The sequence below is a fragment of the Lentzea albidocapillata subsp. violacea genome (genome assembly GCF_900100275.1).
GTDB lineage: Bacteria > Actinomycetota > Actinomycetes > Mycobacteriales > Pseudonocardiaceae > Lentzea > Lentzea violacea.
Window position 1 is genome coordinate 752312 of sequence record NZ_FNET01000001.1, and the last position, 20129, is coordinate 772440.

The following is a 20129-nucleotide window of genomic DNA, read 5'->3' on the forward strand; positions in this document are numbered from 1 at the left end:
CTCGGCTGCTAACCGGCGGGTTGCAGCAGGACCTTCTGAGCGCCGTGGAGCTTCTTCTGGAACATCTCGTAGGCGCGCGGGGCTTCCTGCAACGGCAGCCGGTGGGTGGCGAAGTCGTCGACGCCGAGAGGATCGTCGGTGCCGGAGAGCAACGGCAGGATCTCGTCGACCCAGCGGTGCACGTTCGCCTGTCCCATGTGGAGCCTGATCTGCTTGTCGAACAGTTCCATCATCGGCATCGGGTCGATCATGCCGCCGTACACGCCGGACAGCGAGATCGTGCCGCCGCGCCGCACGGAGTCGATGGCGGCGTACAGCACGCTCAGCCGGTCGATGCCCGCCTTCTCGGTGATCAGCGCACCGACGGCCTTCGGCAGTGCGGCCACCAGGTTGTGCGTGATCCTCGCGGCCGGTGCGCCGTGCGCCTCCATGCCCACCGCGTCGATGACCGAGTCCGCGCCCCGGCCCGAGGTGAGCGCGCGGACGGCGTCGCCGATGTTGTCGTGGTCTCGTGTGTCGATCACCGTCGCCCCGTGCGCCTCCGCGCGGGCCAGGCGTTCGGACACGAGGTCGATCCCGATGACCAGGCCGGCGCCCTTGTGCAGGGCGACGCGGGCGCACATCTGCCCGATCGGCCCGAGGCCGAAGACCGCGACGGAGCCCCCCGCCGGGATCTCGGCGTACTCGACCGCCTGCCAGGCCGTCGGCAGCACGTCGGACAGGTAGACGAACCGGTCGTCCGGCGGGCCGTCCGGCACCTTGATCGGCCCGTACTGCGCCTGGGGCACCCGCAGGTACTCGGCCTGGCCGCCGGGCACCTGCCCGTAGAGCCTCGTGTAGCCGAACAGCGCCGCGCCCTTGCTCTGGCTGGTGACCTGGGTCGTCTCGCACTGCGACTGCAGACCGTGCTCGCACATGAAGCAGTGGCCGCAGGAGATGTTGAACGGCACGACCACCCGGTCTCCGGCCTTGAGCGAGGTGACCTCCGCGCCGACCTCCTCGACGACGCCCATGGGTTCGTGTCCCAGCACGTCGCCCTCGGTCATGAACGGGCCGAGCACCTCGTACAGGTGGAGATCCGAGCCGCACAAACCGGTGGAGGTGACTCGGATGACGGCGTCCGTCGGAGACACGATCCGGGGATCGGGCACCGTCTCCACCCGGACGTCGCGCTTGCCGTGCCAGGTGACCGCCTTCATCGAGGCTCCTTCCCGAAAAAACACAGTTGTGAGGCGGGTGCCCCCGTAACCGGCTCGCAAACACGCGCTGTCAGCTTGTTTCAAGGCCTTGTGGCAGGCCGATTCCACGTTCGTGATGTTGCTCAGGACGCGGGGCGTGTACGCGCCCCAAGACGACACCGCGCTTCTGCTTGAAGCGCTCCACGCGGCCGCGATCCCCAGGGGCGCCCGCGTTCTGGACATCGGGACCGGCACGGGCGCGCTCGCGCTGGCCGCCATGCGCGCCGGTGCCGCCGATGTGACGGCTGTGGACGTGTCCCGGCGCGCCGTGTGGATGGCGCGGATCAACGCGGTGATGAACCGCGCGCCGATCCGGGTCCGCCAGGGCAACGTGCTCGACGTCGTGCGAGACGAGACCTTCGACCTCGTGCTGGCCAATCCGCCGTACGTGCCCGCGAACTGCGTCGCGCGAGGAAGGGCGAGGGCGTGGGATGCCGGGCTGGACGGCCGCGAGCTCCTGAATCCCTTGTGCGCCTGGTCCTTCGACCTGCTCGCGCCCGGCGGCGTGCTGCTGATGGTCCACTCCGCACTGTGCGGAGTGGACCTGACGTTGCGGCAGTTGCGTGAGTGCGGGCTGAAGGCCTCTGTCGTGCAACGGCGCCGGGTGCCGTTCGGGCCGGTGATGCGGTCCAGGACGGCGTTCCTGGAACGGCACGGCCTGATCGAGCCCGGACAGGTAGACGAGGAACTGGTGGTGATCCGCGGTGACCGAAGCCCGCTCGCGCAGGGTGACGATCGTGCCGAACGGCCCCGTGCTGGTTGAGGGGCCGGTCGAGCTCGTCACCGACGACGGCGTGACCCACACGAGCGACAGGTTCGTCGTCGCGGTGTGCGCGTGCCGCCGTAGCAAGCGCTATCCGTTCTGCGACACCAGCCACCGCCGCCGGGTCCGCAGTGACGACTCACCCGAGTCCCAGGACGACAACAGGTGAGCGGCGAGCCGTGACTCGAGGTGTTCCGTCGCCTGGATGCCGAACACCACGTCGGCCCTGAGCGACGGTTCCTGCTCCAGCAACGAGCCGATGACATCGTTGCGCATGATCTGCTCGTGCACGGCGTCGGCCTCGATGTGCTCGGTGAAGAACTCGACACATCGCGGGTCGGCGCCCAGGCGCTCCAACGCCTGGGCCATCCGCCGGGCACTCGGCGCCGTCGTGATCTCGGCCGCGGCGAAGTGGCCGACCAGGGCGCCGCGCGACGACCGGTGCAGGCCGAACAGCGACATCATGTTGACGATCGCGATGGCGGGCGCCGGCACGTCGTCGAGGTAGTGCAAATAGCCGGCGGACATCCCCGCGCCGTCGAGCAGGTCGGCGTAGAGCCGGGAGTGCATGCGATCGGCCCGTCCGCCGCCGAACTCGTCGAACTCCACCGCCACCAGCGCGGCCTTCGCCCTGCCCCGCAACCGGGGGATGACCCAGGCGTGCGGGTCGGCTTCCTTGTGGTGGTACACCGAACGATGCGCGAAGTACTCGCACATCTGGTCCCAGGTCCCGTTGTCGCGCAGGTGGTGTGACACCCCGCTGCCGGGAACGTGCTCGACCAGCAGGTCTCCCAGAGCCGTGTCGAGGTCGTCGCCGCCGTCCACGTCGGACCGGAGCCGGGTGAGGAACACGTCCTCGATCCGAGCCCGCAGCCGCAGGAGTTCCGGATCCCACTCCCAGGCCGGGTGCACGCCGTCGAAACCGCCGTAATGCAGCTCGTACAACGTGTGCAGGGCGATGGTCAGGTCTTCGCCGTACGGGTCGGCGTCGGCGAACTCGATGACGTGCCCGTCGGGTTCACCGTTCAGCGTGGCGACGACCCGCTCCGACAGGGGGCCGCGCGGCGATGGTAGTTGCACTCCGGTGTCATACCCGCGCGGCGACCAACTCACGCACGAGCACCAGTTCGCGGCGCTCCTCCAACGCGGGCGTCACGTACTCGACCAGGCCGTCCAGCAGCACGGTCGCGGGCACGCGGCACTCTCGCCACGGGTCGACCCCGACACCGTCGATGCCGTACCTGGACGCGGTCCACACGGCGGCGGCGAGCACGTCGTCGCGCACAGCGGGAGGTCCCGCGCCTTTCTGGACGTCCTCGTGGGCGGCGTGGACGAGAGCACGGGACAGTGCGGCTTGCAGCACCGCACCGCCGACCTCCGCGGCGGCGTCCGCCGCGCGGAACTCCACGGTCGGCAGCCGGGATGCCAGCCGCACCAGCCAGAACGACTGCGCCGCGTCCACGAGCGTTCCGCAGGTCACCATCCGGGCGACTTGGGCGTCGTAGTCCCGCGCGTCGCGGAACAGCGGAGGCACGCCCGAGCCGGGAAACCTCGACTGCAGCACCATCCGCCAGCTCGCGTAGCCGTGGCCGGACGAGTTGGCGGACAGCGCCAGCAGCGTCGGCAGCCACGGCCGCACGTGGTTCAGCACGGCCACCGCGGTCTCGCGGTCCGGCACACCGACGTGCACGTGGCAGCCGCACGCCTCGTAGTCCTCGACGACGCCCGCGTACATGTCGAGGACGCGGTGGAACCGGGCGCCGTCCGCGATGACCGAGCGTGTCGCGGCTTCGACCGGCGTGCCACGGGAGATCAGCTCCACGCCTTCCGCACGGGCGGCGTCGGCGAGCGTCGCGCGGGCCTGCGTGAGCGCCTCACCCAGAGCGGCCACGCCGGTACACGGTCCGGTCGCGGCCTCCACCTGCGTTCCGGCCAGCTCCGCGTGGAACTTCGTCAGTTCGGTGTCCCGCACTCGCGCCAGCACGGCGTGCGCGCGCATCACCGTCCGCTGGGACGCAGCGTCGACGAGCAGAAACTCTTCTTCCACCCCAACGGTGTCAGCGCACGCATCCGGCAAGTGCCCATCTCCGCTCTTCTGGACCTCGCCGCCCGAGTACCCGTGCGGGATAGGGGCGAACCACAACGGGGTACTCGGGCCGGTATGGACGACAAGACGATCGAGGCGCTGGGCAAGCTCCGCAAGGCGCTGGAGACCACGGAACGCGCCCGTGGTCACCTGTACTCGTTCCACCAGCTCACCGGCACCGCCGACTTCGAGCTCGGTGACGCGGTCACGGCGCTGCGCGAGGCGGGGCACACCGACCACGCGAACCGCGTCCAACGCGAGCTGCTCGGCCGCAACGTCCTTCCTGGACGGTGGACCTTCCAGATCGTCGAGGACTACGACGACATGTACCACGACGTGTTCCGTGACGTCGAACGTGCCGTGCGGGACGACCTGGCGGACGGCGAGCGGCACGGTTTCGAGAAGCAGCTCAAGCGCGAGCGTCAGCGACTCAGTGCCGCCGCGTACTCAGAGAACACCGACCGGTGAGCGAACACGTCTTTTCGGCCGTTTACACATCGATCTCGGGAAAGTGACCTATCGGGTGATCTTGCCCGCGTCCGGCCGTGCGGATCCGGCGCGACGTTCCTACGGTCCTGCCAGCGGTCGTGAGACCGCCGCACCACCAGGGTTCGCCGTGCGCTCACCTGTCCAGCGGCACGCCCTGTCCATGCCATGGACGAATTCCTCGTCGGACAGGCGCCCCTCGCGGGCGAGAGCGGGACGGGGTTCAAAGGGACATGCGTCATCTCCGTGGCAACTTCACCAGTCGCGCCGTGCTCATCGCCTTCTCCGCGACGGCGCTCGTCACCACAGGCGGCACGGTCGCCTCAGCCTCGGCGCCGGTCGACTGGGACCGGATCGCGAAGTGCGAGAGCGGCAACAACTGGTCGACCAACACCGGCAACGGCTACTACGGCGGACTCCAGTTCAGCCAGTCGACCTGGCAGGCCAACGGCGGCTCCGGCCACGCCCACCAGGCGTCCCGCGAGGAGCAGATCCGCGTCGCCGAAAACGTTCTGCGGACTCAGGGTCTGGGCGCGTGGCCCGTGTGCGGACGACGTGCCACCGGCGGTGAGCAACCAGTGCGCAAGGGGCAGGTCCCGGCCGGTCGCAAGGCCGCGTCGCGCGTGGTGCCGGCGCGCGTGGTGCCGCTGGCCGCGCCGTCCACGAGCAATCCCGACGGCGACTACACGATCAAGTCCGGCGACACGCTGAGCGGCATCGCCGCGGAACTGCGCGTCGACGGGGGCTGGCAGGCGCTGGTGGCCAAGAACGCCCGCTACCTGACCAACCCGGACCTCATCAGGCCGGGCGACAAGATCGCGACGAAGTGACGTCCGGCGCGGGGCCTGTCAGCTGACAGGTCCCGCGCCGTTGTTCCTCAACGAGGTCACGGCCGGGTCGTGCCGGACGGCAGCGCGGCCACGACCTCGGACGGGGAGGAGTAGCGGCGGTGGGGCAGGTGGTGCAGCCGCCGGCGAAGGTCGGTACCGAGGTCGTGGACTTCGGCACAGATGACGATGCGCACCTTGTCGGCCGGGTAGGACAGTTCGTCCAGCACCCGGCGCAACTCGGCCTCCCCGTCGTCCTCCGTGGTCTCCATGTCGGTCGAGTACCCAGCGTTGAACTGCGAAAACCAGCGCGGCCGCACCGCGAAACCGTTGCGCGCGGCGGCATCCTAGGAGTTCGTCCAGCGGACCATGTCCGCGAACGTCACGTTCCCGCCGCACACCACGATGCCCAGCCGCGCGCCGGGACCGACCCGGTCGAGCACGGCGGGCGCCGCCGCCACCAGGCACCCGGCGGCGGGCTCCGCCCACACCTTCTGCGTCTCGGCCAGCGTGACCGACCCCCGCACGGCGTCCGCGTCGGACACCACCAGGACGTCCTCGACCAGCGCGACGGCGTGGTCGTACGTCAGCTGCGACACGTGCGGCGCCGAAAGGGTCGAGACGATCGACGTCGGCGCGATCTCCACCGGACCACCCGCGGCGAGTGCGCGGTGCATCGCGTCCGCGCCCTCGACCTCGACGCCCCACACGCGCACGCCGGGCACCAGCGCGTGGAACGCCGTCGCGACGCCCGCGACGAACCCGCCGCCGCCGATGCTCACCAGCACGTCGGTGACGTCCGGCGCGTCGGTCGCGAACTCCAGGCCCGCGGTGCCCTGCCCGGCGGCCACCACCGGGTCGTCGTAGGGGTGCACGAGCGTCGCGCCCGCCTCCACCAGGTCGTTCAGCAGCGCGAACGCCGCCGCCAGGCCGTCGGTGAGCCGCACGTCCGCACCGGCCGCCCGAGCGCGCTCGACCGAGCGCGCGGGCGCCGTGGAGGGCATCACGACGGTCGCCGCCACGCCGAGTTCATGCGCGGCGACGGCCAGCGCGATCCCGTGGTTGCCGCCGCTGACCCCGACCACACCGGCCGCCCGCGCCTCTGCGGACAGCGAGAGGATCTTCGCGAACGCGCCGCGCGTCTTGAACGAACCGCTGCGCTGCAACAGTTCCAGCTTCACCGTCGTCGGAACGCCCAGCAACGCGGACAGTCCCGGCGAGGGAAGCGTGGGTGTGCGCAGCACCCGTCCGTCGAGCACCTCGGCCGCGGCCCGGACGTCGTTGATGGTCAGCAGCTCCGCCATGAAGCCAGCCTAGGGTGCTCCCAACCGCCACGGCATGCTGCGGCAGCGATCCGCAGAAGCTCCTTCAGGGTGGTCGTTGCATCCGTAGAAGCGGAACCTAAGATGGGGGAGTGCCGAATCTGCGGATCGGCTGTGAAGTCGACCGCCGGGAGGCCGGGACCATGTCCAGAATCGCGAACAGCGTGCTCGTGGGCGCCGCGCTGATGCTCGCGGGGTGCGGCTCCGGCGGCCAGGCGGCCACCGCGTCCGGGACCGTCACCGGTGACGTCACCGTGTTCGCGGCGGCGTCGCTGACCGAGACGTTCACCCGGCTGGGCGAGGACTTCGAGGAGGCCAACCCCGGCACGAAGGTCAGGTTCAACTTCGGCGGCAGTTCGGCGCTCGCGCAGCAGCTCGACCAGGGCGCGCCCGCCGACGTGTTCGCGAGCGCCGCCCCTGCGAACATGAAGCAGGTGACCGACACGAGGACGATCACGGACGCGCCGAGGACGTTCGCGCGGAACAAGCTCGCCATCGTGGTGCCGAAGGGCAACCCCGGCGGGATCTCGCGACTCGCGGACTTCGCCGACGCCGGCAGGAAGATCGCGCTGTGCGCGGAGCAGGTGCCGTGCGGTGCCGCGTCGCAGAAGGTCTTCGAGCTCGCCAAGGTCACGCCCGCGCCGGACACGCTGGAGCAGGACGTCAAGGCGGTGCTCACCAAGGTCTCGCTCGGCGAGGTCGACGGCGCGCTCGTCTACCGGACGGACGTGCGGGCCGCGGGCGACAAGGTCGAGGGCATCGAGTTCGCCGAGTCGGCGCAGGCGGTCAACGACTACCCGATCGCCCCGCTGGCCAAGGCACCCAATGCCGTGGCGGCCAAGGCCTTCGTGGACTTCGTGCTGTCCGGCGAGGGCCGTGCGGTGCTCAGCGCGGCGGGCTTCGACCACCCGTGACGCGCAACCGAGTCCGCGGACGGCTGCCCGTCGTCCTCGTCCTGCCCGCCGTCATCGGCCTGGCGTTCTTGCTGGTGCCGCTCGCCGGGCTGCTCATCAGGACCCCCTGGGCTTCACTGTCCACCTCGCTCAGTGCCGAAGTCGGTGAGGCGCTGCGGTTGTCGCTGATCTGCGCCTCGCTGGCGACGGTGCTGTGCCTGTTCCTCGGCATCCCGCTGGCCTGGCTGCTGGCTCGGTCCGGCCTGCCGGGACGGGGGTTCCTGCGCGCGCTCGTCACCGTGCCGCTCGTGCTGCCACCGGTCGTCGGCGGTGTCGCGCTGTTGCTGGTGCTGGGCCGGCGAGGGTTGATCGGCGAGCACCTCGACGCCTGGTTCGGCATCTCGCTGCCGTTCACCACCGCCGGGGTCGTCGTCGCGGAGGCGTTCGTGGCCATGCCGTTCCTGGTGATCTCGGTGGAGGGCGCGCTGCGAGCCGCCGATCCGCGTTACGAAGAAGCGGCGGCCACGCTGGGTGCGTCACGGTGGCTGACGTTCCGGCGGGTGACGCTGCCGTCGGTGCTGCCCGGCGTGGTGGCGGGGGCGGTGCTGTGCTGGGCGCGGGCGCTGGGGGAGTTCGGTGCGACGATCACGTTCGCGGGCAACTTCCCCGGCGAGACGACGACCATGCCGCTCGCGGTCTACCTGGCCCTGGAAACGGATCCGGACGCGGCGATCGTGCTGAGCATCGTGCTGCTGCTGGTGTCCGTCGGTGTGCTGGCCGGTCTGCGCGACCGGTGGATCAGCGGGCCGACGTGACCCTGAAAGCGGACCTGCGCGTCACGCGCGGCACCTTCACTCTCGACCTCGGCCTGACCATCGCACCGGGCGAGGTCGTCGCGCTGCTCGGCCCGAACGGTGCCGGCAAGTCGACCGCGCTCCGCGCCCTGGCAGGCCTGCTCCCGTTGACGTCAGGGCACATTACCGTCGGTGAGTCCACATGGGACGGTGCGGACGCGTTCTTGCCCGCCGAAAAACGGCCGATCGGCGTGGTGTTCCAGGACTACCTGCTCTTCGCGCACATGTCCGCGCTGGAGAACGTCGCGTTCGGCCTCAGATCGCGTGGCACGCGCCGGCATGAGGCACGGGCCGAGGCGGCGCGCTGGCTCGGACGGGTCGGGCTGGACGGCTACGCGCAGACCAAGCCGCGTTCGTTGTCGGGCGGGCAGGCGCAACGGGTCGCTCTCGCTCGTGCTCTGGCCACCGGCCCAAGCCTGCTGCTGCTCGACGAACCGCTCGCCGCGCTGGACGCGAGCACCCGCCTGCAGGTCCGCTCGGAACTGGGCCGGCACCTCGCGGACTTCGGTGGCCACACGCTGCTGGTCACGCACGATCCGTTGGACGCCATGGTGCTGGCCGACCGGCTGATGATCCTGGAAGGCGGCCGTGCGGTGCAGACGGGGCCGCCGGCGGAGGTCGCCCGCCAGCCGCGCACCGACTACGTCGCCAACCTCGTCGGCCTGAACTTCTACCGCGGCACCGCAGCCGGCACCGAGGCCGGCCTGGACGGAGGCGGCACGTTCACGATCCCGCGGCCCGTCGACGGACCGGTACACGTCGTGTTCCCGCCCAACGCGGTGAGCCTGCACGCCGAACGGCCGGGCGGAAGCCCGCGCAACGTCTGGCCGGTCACGGTCGACGGGATCGAACAGCACGCGCACACCACCCGTGTCCGTCTGGACGGCGCGCCGAACGTGCTCGCGGACATCACCACGGCCACGCTCGCCGACCTGCGGCTGCGTCCGGGAGACGCGTTGTGGGCGGCGGTGAAGGCGACCGAGGTCCACGTCTATCCGGCCTGAACCGCCCGCGCCCCGCGCCGAACTGCTCCGCCTGCGCGGCCGCAGTCCAGCGGCCATGTGATCCAAACCCCGCGGCACGACGGTGGCCGAGGCGGTGCGCCAGCGCTTACGGTGGACGGGTGACGATCACAGCGGAGGTTGTGAGCCAGGCGGACGAGAAGATCCGGCGCCTGGAGTCCCAGCTGGTTCGCGAGTACGGCGACGTGCCACCGAGCCTCGTGCACGAGTGGATCGAACGGGCGCGGGCACGGTTCGGAGGTGCGCGGCTGCAGGACTACGTGCCGCTGTTCGTGGCTCGCGAGGTGCGGGCGTCGGCGCGGGCGTTCCCGGTTGAGGCGACGGCGGGAACGTTCCTGTCGACCTGGGCGCGCAACACCGCCCGCCGCCTGCTCGCCGACGAGCTGCCCCGTCGCTGGGCGCACACGGCCGGGGTGGCACGCCGTGCCGAACACGTGGCGCGCGTCCTGCCCGAAGAGGAACGCGAGCTGCTCGTCGCCGCGGCCTGGGTGCACGACATCGGCTACGCCGCCGAGGTGAGCGACACCGGCCTGCACTCGCTCGACGGGGCCCGCTACCTGCGCAGGGCGGGCGTGTCGGAACGGATCTGCGGCCTGGTCGCGCACCACTCCGGCGCGGCGGCCGTGGCCGAGCTCATCGGGCTGGCAGACGCACTCGGGGAGTTCGCGGACAACCGCGGCCGCCTGCGGGACGCGCTCTGGTACTGCGACATGAGCACCGGTCCCGACGGCAGCCCGACGACGGTGCAGGGCAGGCTCGCCGAGATCCGGCAGCGAAGGGGACCGGACGACCCGGTGGTCCGCGCCCTCGCGATGAACGGCGACGAACGCCTCGCGGCGGTCCGGCGCACCCACCGGCTGCTGCGCCGGGCCTGAGCCGGACGGTCGTCTACGGTGGCGGCATGCTGGACCTGAGCCCACGGCCGGGCGACCTGGAGGCCATCGAAACCGCCTCGATCGACGAGTTGCGGGCGCTGCAACTCGAACGGCTGCAGTGGTCGGTCCGCCACGCCTACGAGAACGTGCCGCACTACCGCGCCTCCCTCGACGCCGGCGGTGTGCACCCCGACGACGTGAAGTCGCTGGCGGACCTGGCGAAGCTGCCCTTCACGGCCAAGGCCGACCTGCGGGACAACTACCCGTTCGGCATGTTCGCCGTTCCGCGCACCGAGGTCGCCCGCGTGCACGCCTCGTCGGGAACGACCGGCAAGCCGACCGTCGTCGGCTACACGAAGGCCGACCTGGACACGTGGGCGAAGGTCATGGCGCGCAGCATCCGCGCGGCGGGCGGCCGGGCCGGGCACGTCCTGCACAACGCCTACGGCTACGGGCTGTTCACCGGCGGGCTCGGCGCGCACGCGGGCGCGGAACTGCTGGGCTGCACGGTGGTTCCGGTGTCCGGTGGCATGACCGAGCGCCAGGTCCAGCTGATCCGCGACTTCGAGCCGGACGTCATCATGGTGACGCCGTCGTACATGCTCTCGATCATCGACGAGATGGAGCGGCAGGGCGTCGATCCGCGCTCGACGTCGTTGAAGGTCGGCATCTTCGGCGCCGAGCCGTGGACGAACGACATGCGCCACGAGATGGAACGCCGCCTGGACATGCACGCGGTGGACATCTACGGGCTGTCCGAGGTGATCGGGCCGGGCGTGGCGAGTGAGTGCGTGGAGACCAAGGACGGCCTGCACGTCTGGGAGGACCACTTCTACCCGGAGATCATCGACCCGGTCACCGGCGAGGTGCTGCCCGACGGCGAGGAGGGCGAGCTCGTCTTCACCTCGCTGACCAAGCAGGCGATGCCGATCATCCGCTACCGCACGCGTGACCTGACCCGCCTGCTGCCGGGCACGGCTCGGACCATGCGGCGGATCGAGAAGATCACCGGCCGCACCGACGACATGATCATCCTGCGCGGCGTGAACCTGTTCCCGACCCAGATCGAGGAGCTGATCCTGCGCGTTCCCGCGCTGTCGCCGCACTTCCAGTGCGTGCTGAGCCGCACCGGCAACCTCGACGACCTGACCGTGCTCGTGGAGCACCGCGAGGACGCCGTGGCCGGCGGCGCGGGGGAGGAGCTGCGGCGGCTGGTGAAGAACTCGATCGGCGTCACGGTCGCGGTGGACGTCGTCGCGCCGGGCGGGATCGAGCGGTCCGTCGGCAAGATGAAGCGGATCGTGGACCGCCGGCCGAAGCGCTGATCGGGGCGTGACGCACGAGGCACAGCATTTACTTGAACATTGAACTATCTTGGACGGCATGAAGAAGATCGGTTTTCTGTCGTTCGGGCACTGGAGCGACAGCCCGCACTCGCAGACGAGGTCGGCGGCCGACACGTTGCTGCAGTCGATCGACCTGGCCGTGGCCGCCGAGGAGCTCGGCGCGGACGGTGCCTACTTCCGCGTGCATCACTTCGCCCGCCAGCTCGCGTCGCCGTTCCCGCTGCTCGCCGCGATCGGTGCGAAGACCGACCGCATCGAGATCGGCACCGGCGTGATCGACATGCGCTACGAGAACCCGATGTACATGGCCGAGGACGCGGGCGCCGCCGACCTCATCGCCGGCGGCAGGCTGCAGCTCGGCATCTCGCGGGGATCGCCCGAGCAGGTCATCGACGGCTGGCGGCACTTCGGCTACGGACCCGGTGAGGGCGAGACCGACGCCGACATGGCCCGCATGCACGCCGAGCTGTTCCTGAAGGTGCTGGAGGGCGGCGGCTTCGCGGAGCCCCACCCGCGCCCGATGTTCCCGAACCCGCCCGGCCTGCTCCGCCTCGAACCGCACGCGCCGGGCCTGCGCGACCGGATCTGGTGGGGCGCGGGTTCCAACGGCACCGCCGCCTGGGCGGCCCAGCAGGGCATGAACCTGATGAGCTCCACCCTGAAGTTCGACGAGGGCGGCGCGCCGTTCCACGTGCAGCAGGCCGACCAGATCAGGGCGTTCCGCAAGGCCTGGACCGAGGCCGGCTGGGAGCACGAGCCGCGCGTCTCGGTGTCGCGCAGCATCTTCGCGCTCACCACGGACCTCGACCGCATGTACTTCGGCGGCGACGGCAAGAGCACCGACCAGGTCGGTTTCATCGACGGCCCGAACAAGGCGATCTTCGGCCGTTCCTACGCGGCCGAGCCCGACGTGCTGGTCGAGCAGCTCGCGGGGGACGAGGCCATCGCCGAGGCGGACACGCTGCTGCTGACCGTGCCGAACCAGCTCGGCGTCGAGTTCAACGTGCACGTCCTGGAGAACATCCTGACGCACGTGGCACCGGCACTGGGCTGGCGCTGACGGGTCAGCAATCTCTATTGCTTCAGTGTTGACCAAAAAGAATCATCGACGACGGTCCCGCACGTAGACCGCCGACTTCTTGCCCTGAACGCGGCGATCGACCTCGAACAGCGTCGTCGCGGTGATCAGGTCGCTGAGCTTGGAGTAGCCGTACGTGCGGGAGTCGAACTCGGGGCGCTGCTTGGTGATGATGCTGCCGACCGCGGCGAGCGAGGCCCAGCCGTCCTCGTCGGACGCCGCCTCGACGGCGTTGCGCAGCAGCTTGACGAGGGTGGTGTCGCCCTTGAGCTGGGCGACGGACACCGTGGACTTCCGCGCCAGCGGCGTTTCGGTGGGGGCTTCGGCCTCGGGGTAGGCGAGGTTCTCGACGTAGATGAACTTGTCGCAGGCCGCGACGAACGGCTTGGGCGTCTTGCGTTCGCCGAAGCCGTAGACGGTGAGGCCTGACTCGCGCAGGCGTGCGGCGAGGCGGGTGAAGTCGGAGTCGCTCGAGACGATGCAGAAGCCGTCGAAGCGGTCGGAGTACAGCAGGTCCATCGCGTCGATGACCATCGCGGCGTCGGTCGCGTTCTTGCCGGTCGTGTAGGCGAACTGCTGGATCGGCTGGATCGACTGGGCCAGCAGGTGGTCCTTCCAGCCCTTGAGGTTGGTGCCGGTCCAGTCGCCGTACGCGCGCTTGACGTGTGCGGTGCCGTACTTGGCGATCTCGGCCAGCAGCGCCTCGGTGATCGAGGGCTGGGCGTTGTCCGCGTCGATCAGCACCGCGAGTTTGACGGCGCTCTCATTGGCAGTGACCACGGTCGTTCGCCTTTCGGATGTCCAGCAGCCGGCTGAGCCACGTCAGCGAGGCGGTGATCTGGTGCGGGGAGAGGCCGCGGCGCCGTTGTTCCTGGTAGATCTCGGGGGCCAGCGGCGCGAGCAGGACCTCGACCAGGCCCTCCGGGCCGGGCACGGCCGCGTCGCGCAGCAGTGTCAGCACGTGCAGCCGCCAGAAACCGTAGGCCCCCGTCCGGAACCGGGCGTCACCGGTCTCCGCTCCGAGCACCAGGTGCAGGTGCCGCTCCAGCAGGCCCGTCATGGCCGTGTAGAACGCCGCGAGGCGTTCGGCGGGCGGTGCCCCTGGTCCCAGTGGTGGCGGGCCGCCCATCAGCTGTTCCTGCAGGACGCGTTCGTGCTCGTCCAGCAGTGCGGCGGCGACGGAGGACGGGTCGGGGTAGCGGCGGTAGAGGGTGGCGCGGCCGACGCCGGCGGCGCGCGCGATCTCGTCCATCGTGACCTGGCGGGCGTCCTTGGCCGCGAACAGGTCCTCGGCGGCGGCCAGGACCCTCGCCCGGTTGCGCGCGGCGTCGGCGCGTTCCTTGGCCATGGGCGGATCATACTCGATCATCAAGTAAGTGGACAGTGCGTCCACTTCATGCCTACCCTGGATTAGCGGACATCGTGTCCACTTATTGGGGGTCGTCGTGCACTTCGTTCTTCTGGGCTCTGCTCTGCTCGCCGGGTGCCTGCTCGCCGTGCAGGCGTCGGCGAACCTGCAGCTGACCAAGGCGGTCGGCACGCCGTACGGAGCGTCGGCGCTGCAGCTCGGACTCGCCGCGGTGCTGCTCGCGGTGCTCGCCGCGGCGACCGGCACGATCGGGGCGGTGGCGCTGGTGCCGGACGTCGAGCCGTGGCACCTGGCCGGCGGACTGGCCAGCCCGCTCTACATCACCAGCGGCATCCTGCTGTTCCCGAGGCTCGGCGCGCTCGCCGCCGTCGGGCTCTTCGTGACCGGCCAGATGTTCGCGTCGGTGGCGCTGGACCTGTTCGGGCTGCTCGGCGTGCCGCAGAAGCCGCTGTCCGCGGGCATCGTGATCGGGGCCGTGGCGGTGCTCGCGGGCATCACCGTGCTCTCCCGGCCGGTGCGGGCCACGCGGGCCGGCTGGATCGGGCTCGGCATCGTGGCGGGCGCGGTGCTGCCCGTGCAGGGCGCGATCAACGCCAGGCTGCGCGCCGACCTGCACGCGCCGATCGCCGTCGCCCTGATCAGCTTCGCCGTGGCGACGCTGGCCATCGCGGTGGTGCTGCTGCTCAACCGCACTCCGGCGCCGAACCCGGTGCCGCTCAAGGACATGCCGTGGTGGGGCTGGCTCGGCGCCGGGTGCGCGGCGGCCTACGTCACCGCGACGTTCCTGCTGATTCCGGAGATCGGTGCGGCGACCACGGTCGCGCTCACCGTCACCGGGCAGCAGATCGCGTCGGCGGTGATCGACCACTGTGGACTCTTCCGGATGCCGCGCAGGCCGTTCACCTCCGCGCGGGTCACCGGCCTCGCGCTGCTCGTGGCGGGCTCCCTGCTCGTCCAGTTCGGGTGACCGGCGGTCTCTTGCGACACGATCGGTCAAAGCGGCACGAACGCCCTGTTCCCGCATTACGGTGGTGGCGGCAACGGGCGTGAGAGAGGCGGAACCGGGCGTGACGTCCTGGGTTGAAGTGATCAACTATGTCCGGCTGCGGTACGAGGTGCTGGAGGAGTCGGACGCCTGGCTGCGCTTCCGCCTCGACACCGACGGCGCGCGGACCCAGCAGGTCTCCGTGCACCACCTGCCGGACCTCGGCGGCGCGGCGTGGGTGGAGATCTCCTCGCCGGTCGGCCGCGCCGCGGACGTCGACCTGCGCCGTTTCCTCGAGCTCGCGGGCGAGTCGCAGGTGGGTGGGGCGGCGGTGGTGGACGGTCTCGCGCTGCTCAAGCACATGGTGCCGCTGGAGGACCTGAGCGTGCGGGAGGAGTTCGAACGCCCGCTCGCGTTGCTGGTCGCCCGCGCGGACGCCATGGAGCACTCGCTGACGAGCGGCGACGACTTCTGAGGGTATAGCACGCCGGCTGGCCGCACTCCTGGTCCGAGGACGGCTGGACCATCGGCGGCAACGCGTGTTTCGTCTACCCCGGCGGCTGGACGCGGTACGGCGAGCACGGCTGGCGTGCCCCGACCGGCGTCCTGCACTGGGCGGGGACCGAGACCGCGTCGGTCCGGAACGGCCACGTCGACGGCGCCCTCACCTCGGGCGACCGTGCCGCCGACGAGGTGCTCTCCGTGTCGAAGCCCTGAGTCTCCACGGTGAATCCATTCCAGGGGTCGTCAAAGTGGTGAAATAGACTTCTGAAAACGTTGCAGATTCCCTAATTCACATATCTGATGTTCACATGCTCGAACATTTCTGCGAATCTCGCACGAATTGTTGACGGGGACTTCGTGGGCTATTCACAATTCGATTCCTCGGTGTGAGCCGCCCCACAACCGCGGTCCGAAGAGTCCCTGGAGGCATGCGTGTCCCGAAGTCAAGGCCTACGTCGAGCAGCGGTGCTCGGCATTGTGGGCACAGTCGCCGCGGCGGGTATCGCCGTGCTGGTGAACACGGCCGACGCGGCCCCTGGCGCGGGCGCGCTCACCGGGTTGGACACCTCGGCGGGCAATCGCCGGGCACCCGTCAGCGGGTTGTACGACTGGAGCAGGGCCGGTTATCGCGGAGGTCAGCACCTCCCCGGTCCGAGTGAGGTCAACTCCAGCGCGGCGTGCCAGATCACCGCCGCCGAACTGGCGAGCCAGTTCGCTGTGAAGCCGAACGACGGACTGGACGACTCGGCGGGTCTGCAGGCGGCCATCGACTCGATCAGGACGACCTGCTCGCCGTCGGCGAGCTACTCCAGGCTCAGCCTGATCACGCTGCCCGCCGGTGAGCTGGCGGTCTCGCGCGAACTGCACGCCGACGCGGACTACCTGATCATCCGCGGCGCCGGCAGGGACGCCACGAAGATCACCTTCCGGCCGGACGCGAACACCCTGTACGACTCCCTGACCCCCGACGGTTCGGACTGGGACGAGGACGGCATGACGTCCGGGCAGGGCAAGGGCGGCTGGCTGTGGCCGGGCCGCGGCCTGTTCCGGGTGCAGTCACGTGGCGTGCACTCCAGCTACGCGAGCGACTACGCGGCGGCGCCGGAGAACCGCAAGGACATCTTCGAGGGCACGGTCAACGTGCACTGGAAGGCCGGCTCGAAGCTGCGCGCGAAGCCGGGTGACGCGGTGAACTCCGCCAAGCAGGGCGACCGCGTGGTCCACCTGGCGACGAACGCGAACATGGCGGCCATGACCGTCGGGTCGTTCATCAACATCCGCGCGGCGAACTCGGTGAAGTTCTACGAGCAGCAGAAGGCCACCGGCACCGCGTTCCCGATGCTGAACATGCACATGCGGGCGCAGATCTTCACGATCTCGGCCGTCGACACGGCGAACAAGACCGTCACGCTCGACAAGCCGCTGGAGTACGACGTCCCGGTGACGTCCACTTCGGACGGTTCCGCGCCGATCGCGGGCGCCGTCTACGACTCCAAGGCCTCCCCGCTGGTGGACCCGGTCGTCGGCGTCGGCTTCGAGGACTTCGGCTTCTCCCAGGCGATGCCCGGCCTCGACCAGGCCGACTCGATCAACAACTACGGCAACATGGCTCCCGCCGCCGAGATGCACGGCATCGTGTTCAAGTGGGCGGCGAACTCGTGGGTGAAGGGCATCCGCGCGGAGATGACCGGGTCGCACCCGATCGTCACCGAGGAGGCCAAGAACCTACAGATCGTGAACAACGAGCTCGACGGTTCGTGGAACAAGGGCAAGGGCGGCAACGGTTACTTCCGCGGCTCTCGGGTGTGGGACTCGCTCTACGCCGGCAACACCTCGCGCAACCTGCGCCACTTCACGTTCCAGTGGTCCGCCTCGGGCAACGTCGTGATCGGCAACGACTTCGACTCCGACCTGAACCTGCACGGCGGCTGGGAGCGCAACAACCTCTTCGAGCTGAACACCGTGCGGGTGCCCTACGCCCACCGGTCGGCCAACTGCCGCGCCAACTGCGGTGAGGAGGGCGGCGGCGGACCCGACAGCTCCAGCTGGTTCCCGATCTGGTGGGGCGCGGGCAAGAAGGCCGTCAAGTGGTCCGGCGCGTCCGGTCCCCGCAACGTCTTCTTCAACAACACCATGACGAAGCAGACCGCGGCCGGCGGCCCGTTCAACGACTACTACGCCGACCACGCGCGAATCTACCAGTTCGGCTGGAACGGCACGGGCTACCAGCACCTCGACATCGGCGGCACGCCGATCAGCGACTGGGCCTCCAACGAGCAGCGCGACTTCACCGGCGGCCACGGCGTGGACGCCACGAAGACCGACTCGGCGGCGTCGCTGTTCCTCAGGTCGATCAACGGCACCCCGCCGACCAGCACGACCACGTCGTCGACGACGACTACCACTACGACGACCACGAGCACCACGACCACGACGACCAGCCCGCCGTCGGGTTCGTGCCTCACCGCCAAGATCACCCAGACCTCGGTGTGGAGCAGCGGTTACGGCGCCGACGTGACGCTGACCAACGGCTGCGCCACCGCGACGTCGTCGTGGACGATCGAGTTCGACCTGCCCTCCGGGACCACGGTCAGCAGTTCGTGGAGTTCGGTCCGCACGTCCACGGGCCAGCACCACAAGTTCACCAACGTGGGCTACAACGGTGCCATCAAGGCCGGCGCCAGCACGAAGTTCGGCTTCAACGCCTCGGGCACCGGTCTTCCCACCGGCTGCACCGTGAACGGCAACTCCTGCGGAGGCAACTGATGGGCACCAGGGCACTGGCACTGGCCGGGGTCGCCGCGACCGTCGCGGCACTGCTCAGCGGCGCGTCCGCGCAGGCGGCGGCACCCGTGCTGAAGGCCGCGGTCACCCAGACGTCGGTGTGGAACGGCGGTTACGGCGCGAACGTGACGATCACCAACTCCGGTGACGCGGCGAGCACCTCGTGGACGGTCGAGTTCGACCTGCCGTCCGGCACCACGGTCAGCAGTTCGTGGAGTTCGGTCCGCACGTCCACGGGCCAGCACCACAAGTTCACCAACGTGGGCTACAACGGTGCCGTCAAACCCGGTGCCAGCACGAAGTTCGGCTTCAACGCCTCCGGCGGCGGCCTGCCGACGAACTGCACGATCAACGGTGTGTCGTGTGGCGGCGGCACCACCCCGCCCGTGGACACGCAGGCGCCCACCGTGCCGACCGGCCCACGATCCACCGGGGTGACCTCCAGTTCGGTGTCGCTCGCGTGGACGGCGTCGACCGACAACGTCGGCGTCACCGGCTACGAGGTGCTGCTCGGCAACGCGGTCAGCACGACCGTCACCGGCACGTCGGCGACCGTCAGCGGCCTGTCGCCGGCCACCGCGTACTCGTTCTCGGTGCGAGCCAGGGACGCGGCGGGCAACAGGTCGGCGGCGAGTACCGCCGTGAGCGCGACGACCAGTCCGGGCAGCGGCGGCGGCAGCACCGTCGACGTGTCCACCGCGGCACAGCTCCAGGCAGCGTTGGCGGCGGCCACTCCCGGCCAGACGATCAGGATGGCGGCGGGCACGTACCGCGGCGCGTTCGCCGCCAACGGCCGGGCGGGCACCGCGTCCCAGCGCATCACCCTGACCGGCCCGCGTGACGCCGTCCTCATCAACGACGGCCCCAGCGGCGTCGCCCCGTCCTGCCCCGCGCCCACCGCGGGCTGGGACTCCGGCTACGGCCTGTGGCTCTTCGGTTCCCCGTACTGGAACCTCACCGGGTTCACCGTGCAGGAGTCGAAGAAGGGCATCGTCCTCGACAACTCGCACCACACCACGATCGACGCGGTCTCGGTGCACCACCTCGACGAGGAAGCGGTCCACTTCCGCCGTTCCTCGTCCGACGGCATCATCCGCAACTCCACGATCACCGACACCGGCCTGGTGCAGCGCGGCTACGGCGAAGGCGTGTACCTCGGTTCCGCCAACTCGAACTGGGCCTGCCATGGCAACAACGGCGGCATCGACCGCAGCGACCGCGTCCAGGTGCTGAACAACAGAATCGGCCCGAACGTCGCGGCCGAGGCCATCGACGTCAAGGAAGGCACCTACGACGGCGTCATCCGCGGCAACACCTTCGACGGCCAGGGCATCAGCGGCCAGAACTCGGCCGACTCCTGGGTCGACGTCAAGGGCATCGGCTACCTGATCGAGGACAACACGGGCACGTTCCGCAGCCCCGGCACCTTCGCCAACGGCTACGAGACGCACAACACCAGCACCACCCCGGCCCTGCCCAACGGCTGCGGCAACACCTGGCGCAACAACCGTTCGGACCTCGGCGGCGTGGGCCAGTACGCCATCTACGTCACGTCGGTGTCGAAGTGCTCGGCGCTGCCCAACGTCGTCCATGCCTCCAACACCGTGACCGGGGCGGTGAAGGGCCTGACCAACGCCCCCGTCACCCCGTAACACCTCCGTGCCCGGCGCTCCACTGTGGACGCCGGGCACGGTCGT

22 protein-coding genes are annotated in these 20129 nt (G+C 70.1%); 15 read left to right on the forward strand and 7 right to left on the reverse strand.

Going from position 1 to position 20129, the window contains the following annotated elements; translation table 11 throughout:
• Positions 1-8 precede the first annotated feature (8 nt).
• Complete coding sequence (locus BLR21_RS03170) at positions 9-1199, reverse strand: zinc-dependent alcohol dehydrogenase (protein WP_090004084.1); 1191 nt, start codon at positions 1197-1199, stop codon at positions 9-11.
• A gap of 112 nt (positions 1200-1311) precedes the next feature.
• On the opposite strand from BLR21_RS03170, the gene BLR21_RS03175 reads away from it, so the two are divergent.
• Both BLR21_RS03175 and BLR21_RS03180 read left to right on the forward strand, forming a co-directional pair.
• A complete protein-coding gene (locus BLR21_RS03175) occupies positions 1312-2001 on the forward strand; it encodes a HemK2/MTQ2 family protein methyltransferase (RefSeq protein WP_090004484.1) in 690 nt (229 codons plus the stop codon).
• Entirely contained in the window at positions 1943-2170 is a 228-nt protein-coding gene (locus BLR21_RS03180; protein ID WP_090004085.1) for a CDGSH iron-sulfur domain-containing protein, read from the forward strand. The genes BLR21_RS03175 and BLR21_RS03180 overlap by 59 nt, the downstream gene beginning before the upstream one ends.
• On the opposite strand, the gene BLR21_RS03185 is transcribed toward BLR21_RS03180, so the two are convergent.
• Positions 2092-3081 carry an iron-containing redox enzyme family protein gene (locus tag BLR21_RS03185; RefSeq protein ID WP_256334415.1) on the reverse strand — a complete coding sequence of 330 codons (990 nt, stop codon included), beginning with the start codon at positions 3079-3081 and terminating at the stop codon, positions 2092-2094. The two genes, BLR21_RS03180 and BLR21_RS03185, sit on opposite strands and share 79 nt — an antisense overlap.
• A 7-nt stretch (positions 3082-3088) precedes the next feature.
• Positions 3089-4048 carry a carboxylate-amine ligase gene (locus tag BLR21_RS03190; protein WP_176929428.1) on the reverse strand — a complete coding sequence of 320 codons (960 nt, stop codon included), beginning with the start codon at positions 4046-4048 and terminating at the stop codon, positions 3089-3091.
• A 114-nt stretch (positions 4049-4162) separates the two neighbouring features.
• On the opposite strand from BLR21_RS03190, the gene BLR21_RS03195 reads away from it, so the two are divergent.
• Both BLR21_RS03195 and BLR21_RS44355 read left to right on the forward strand, forming a co-directional pair.
• Positions 4163-4555 (forward strand): hypothetical protein, encoded by a 393-nt coding sequence (locus BLR21_RS03195; protein WP_090004485.1) that lies wholly within the window; start codon positions 4163-4165, stop codon positions 4553-4555.
• Positions 4556-4806: 251 nt separating this feature from the next.
• Complete coding sequence (locus BLR21_RS44355) at positions 4807-5403, forward strand: LysM peptidoglycan-binding domain-containing protein (RefSeq protein WP_090004088.1); 597 nt, start codon at positions 4807-4809, stop codon at positions 5401-5403.
• Positions 5404-5459: 56 nt separating this feature from the next.
• Here BLR21_RS44355 and BLR21_RS03205 read toward each other — a convergent pair whose 3' ends face one another.
• Positions 5460-5672: a DUF2795 domain-containing protein gene (locus BLR21_RS03205; protein WP_143027585.1), complete on the reverse strand. Its 213-nt coding sequence runs from the start codon at positions 5670-5672 to the stop codon at positions 5460-5462.
• A gap of 75 nt (positions 5673-5747) precedes the next feature.
• A complete protein-coding gene (locus tag BLR21_RS03210) occupies positions 5748-6704 on the reverse strand; it encodes a threonine ammonia-lyase (protein ID WP_256334416.1) in 957 nt (318 codons plus the stop codon).
• A 161-nt stretch (positions 6705-6865) separates the two neighbouring features.
• On the opposite strand from BLR21_RS03210, the gene modA reads away from it, so the two are divergent.
• The 6 genes from modA (at position 6866) to BLR21_RS03240 (ending at position 12772) form a co-directional block, all read left to right on the forward strand.
• Positions 6866-7636 (forward strand): molybdate ABC transporter substrate-binding protein, encoded by a 771-nt coding sequence (gene modA / locus BLR21_RS03215; protein WP_090004487.1) that lies wholly within the window; start codon positions 6866-6868, stop codon positions 7634-7636.
• Positions 7633-8430, forward strand: coding sequence for a molybdate ABC transporter permease subunit (gene modB, locus BLR21_RS03220; protein ID WP_090004090.1), 798 nt, complete (start codon positions 7633-7635; stop codon positions 8428-8430). Before modA ends, modB begins: the two co-directional genes overlap by 4 nt.
• The gene (locus tag BLR21_RS03225; protein ID WP_090004488.1) at positions 8427-9473 is read left to right on the forward strand and encodes an ABC transporter ATP-binding protein; all 1047 of its coding nucleotides are present in this window, start codon (positions 8427-8429) and stop codon (positions 9471-9473) included. The genes modB and BLR21_RS03225 overlap by 4 nt, the downstream gene beginning before the upstream one ends.
• A 119-nt stretch (positions 9474-9592) precedes the next feature.
• Positions 9593-10366, forward strand: coding sequence for a three-helix bundle dimerization domain-containing protein (locus BLR21_RS03230; RefSeq protein WP_256334418.1), 774 nt, complete (start codon positions 9593-9595; stop codon positions 10364-10366).
• A gap of 26 nt (positions 10367-10392) precedes the next feature.
• Complete coding sequence (gene paaK, locus BLR21_RS03235; RefSeq protein ID WP_090004091.1) at positions 10393-11691, forward strand: phenylacetate--CoA ligase PaaK; 1299 nt, start codon at positions 10393-10395, stop codon at positions 11689-11691.
• Positions 11692-11749: 58 nt separating this feature from the next.
• Entirely contained in the window at positions 11750-12772 is a 1023-nt protein-coding gene (locus BLR21_RS03240) for an LLM class flavin-dependent oxidoreductase (RefSeq protein WP_090004092.1), read from the forward strand.
• A 42-nt stretch (positions 12773-12814) separates the two neighbouring features.
• Here BLR21_RS03240 and BLR21_RS03245 read toward each other — a convergent pair whose 3' ends face one another.
• Together BLR21_RS03245 and BLR21_RS03250 are read right to left on the reverse strand one after the other, a co-directional pair.
• Entirely contained in the window at positions 12815-13570 is a 756-nt protein-coding gene (locus BLR21_RS03245) for an NYN domain-containing protein (protein ID WP_090004093.1), read from the reverse strand.
• A complete protein-coding gene (locus BLR21_RS03250; RefSeq protein ID WP_090004490.1) occupies positions 13554-14138 on the reverse strand; it encodes a TetR/AcrR family transcriptional regulator in 585 nt (194 codons plus the stop codon). The genes BLR21_RS03245 and BLR21_RS03250 overlap by 17 nt, the downstream gene beginning before the upstream one ends.
• 97 nt (positions 14139-14235) lie before the next feature.
• Here BLR21_RS03250 and BLR21_RS03255 point away from each other — a divergent pair, with 97 nt between their 5' ends.
• The 5 genes from BLR21_RS03255 (at position 14236) to BLR21_RS03275 (ending at position 20084) form a co-directional block, all read left to right on the forward strand.
• The gene (locus BLR21_RS03255; RefSeq protein ID WP_090004094.1) at positions 14236-15126 is read left to right on the forward strand and encodes a DMT family transporter; all 891 of its coding nucleotides are present in this window, start codon (positions 14236-14238) and stop codon (positions 15124-15126) included.
• Between the two features lie 100 nt (positions 15127-15226).
• A complete protein-coding gene (locus BLR21_RS03260) occupies positions 15227-15619 on the forward strand; it encodes a hypothetical protein (RefSeq protein WP_090004491.1) in 393 nt (130 codons plus the stop codon).
• A 50-nt stretch (positions 15620-15669) separates the two neighbouring features.
• On the forward strand, positions 15670-15861 hold the full coding sequence (locus tag BLR21_RS03265) for an FAD-dependent oxidoreductase (RefSeq protein ID WP_143027608.1): 192 nt from the start codon (positions 15670-15672) through the stop codon (positions 15859-15861).
• Positions 15862-16113: 252 nt separating this feature from the next.
• A complete protein-coding gene (locus BLR21_RS03270) occupies positions 16114-18414 on the forward strand; it encodes a cellulose binding domain-containing protein (RefSeq protein ID WP_256334420.1) in 2301 nt (766 codons plus the stop codon).
• A complete protein-coding gene (locus tag BLR21_RS03275) occupies positions 18414-20084 on the forward strand; it encodes a cellulose binding domain-containing protein (RefSeq protein WP_090004096.1) in 1671 nt (556 codons plus the stop codon). Before BLR21_RS03270 ends, BLR21_RS03275 begins: the two co-directional genes overlap by 1 nt.
• Positions 20085-20129 lie beyond the last annotated feature (45 nt).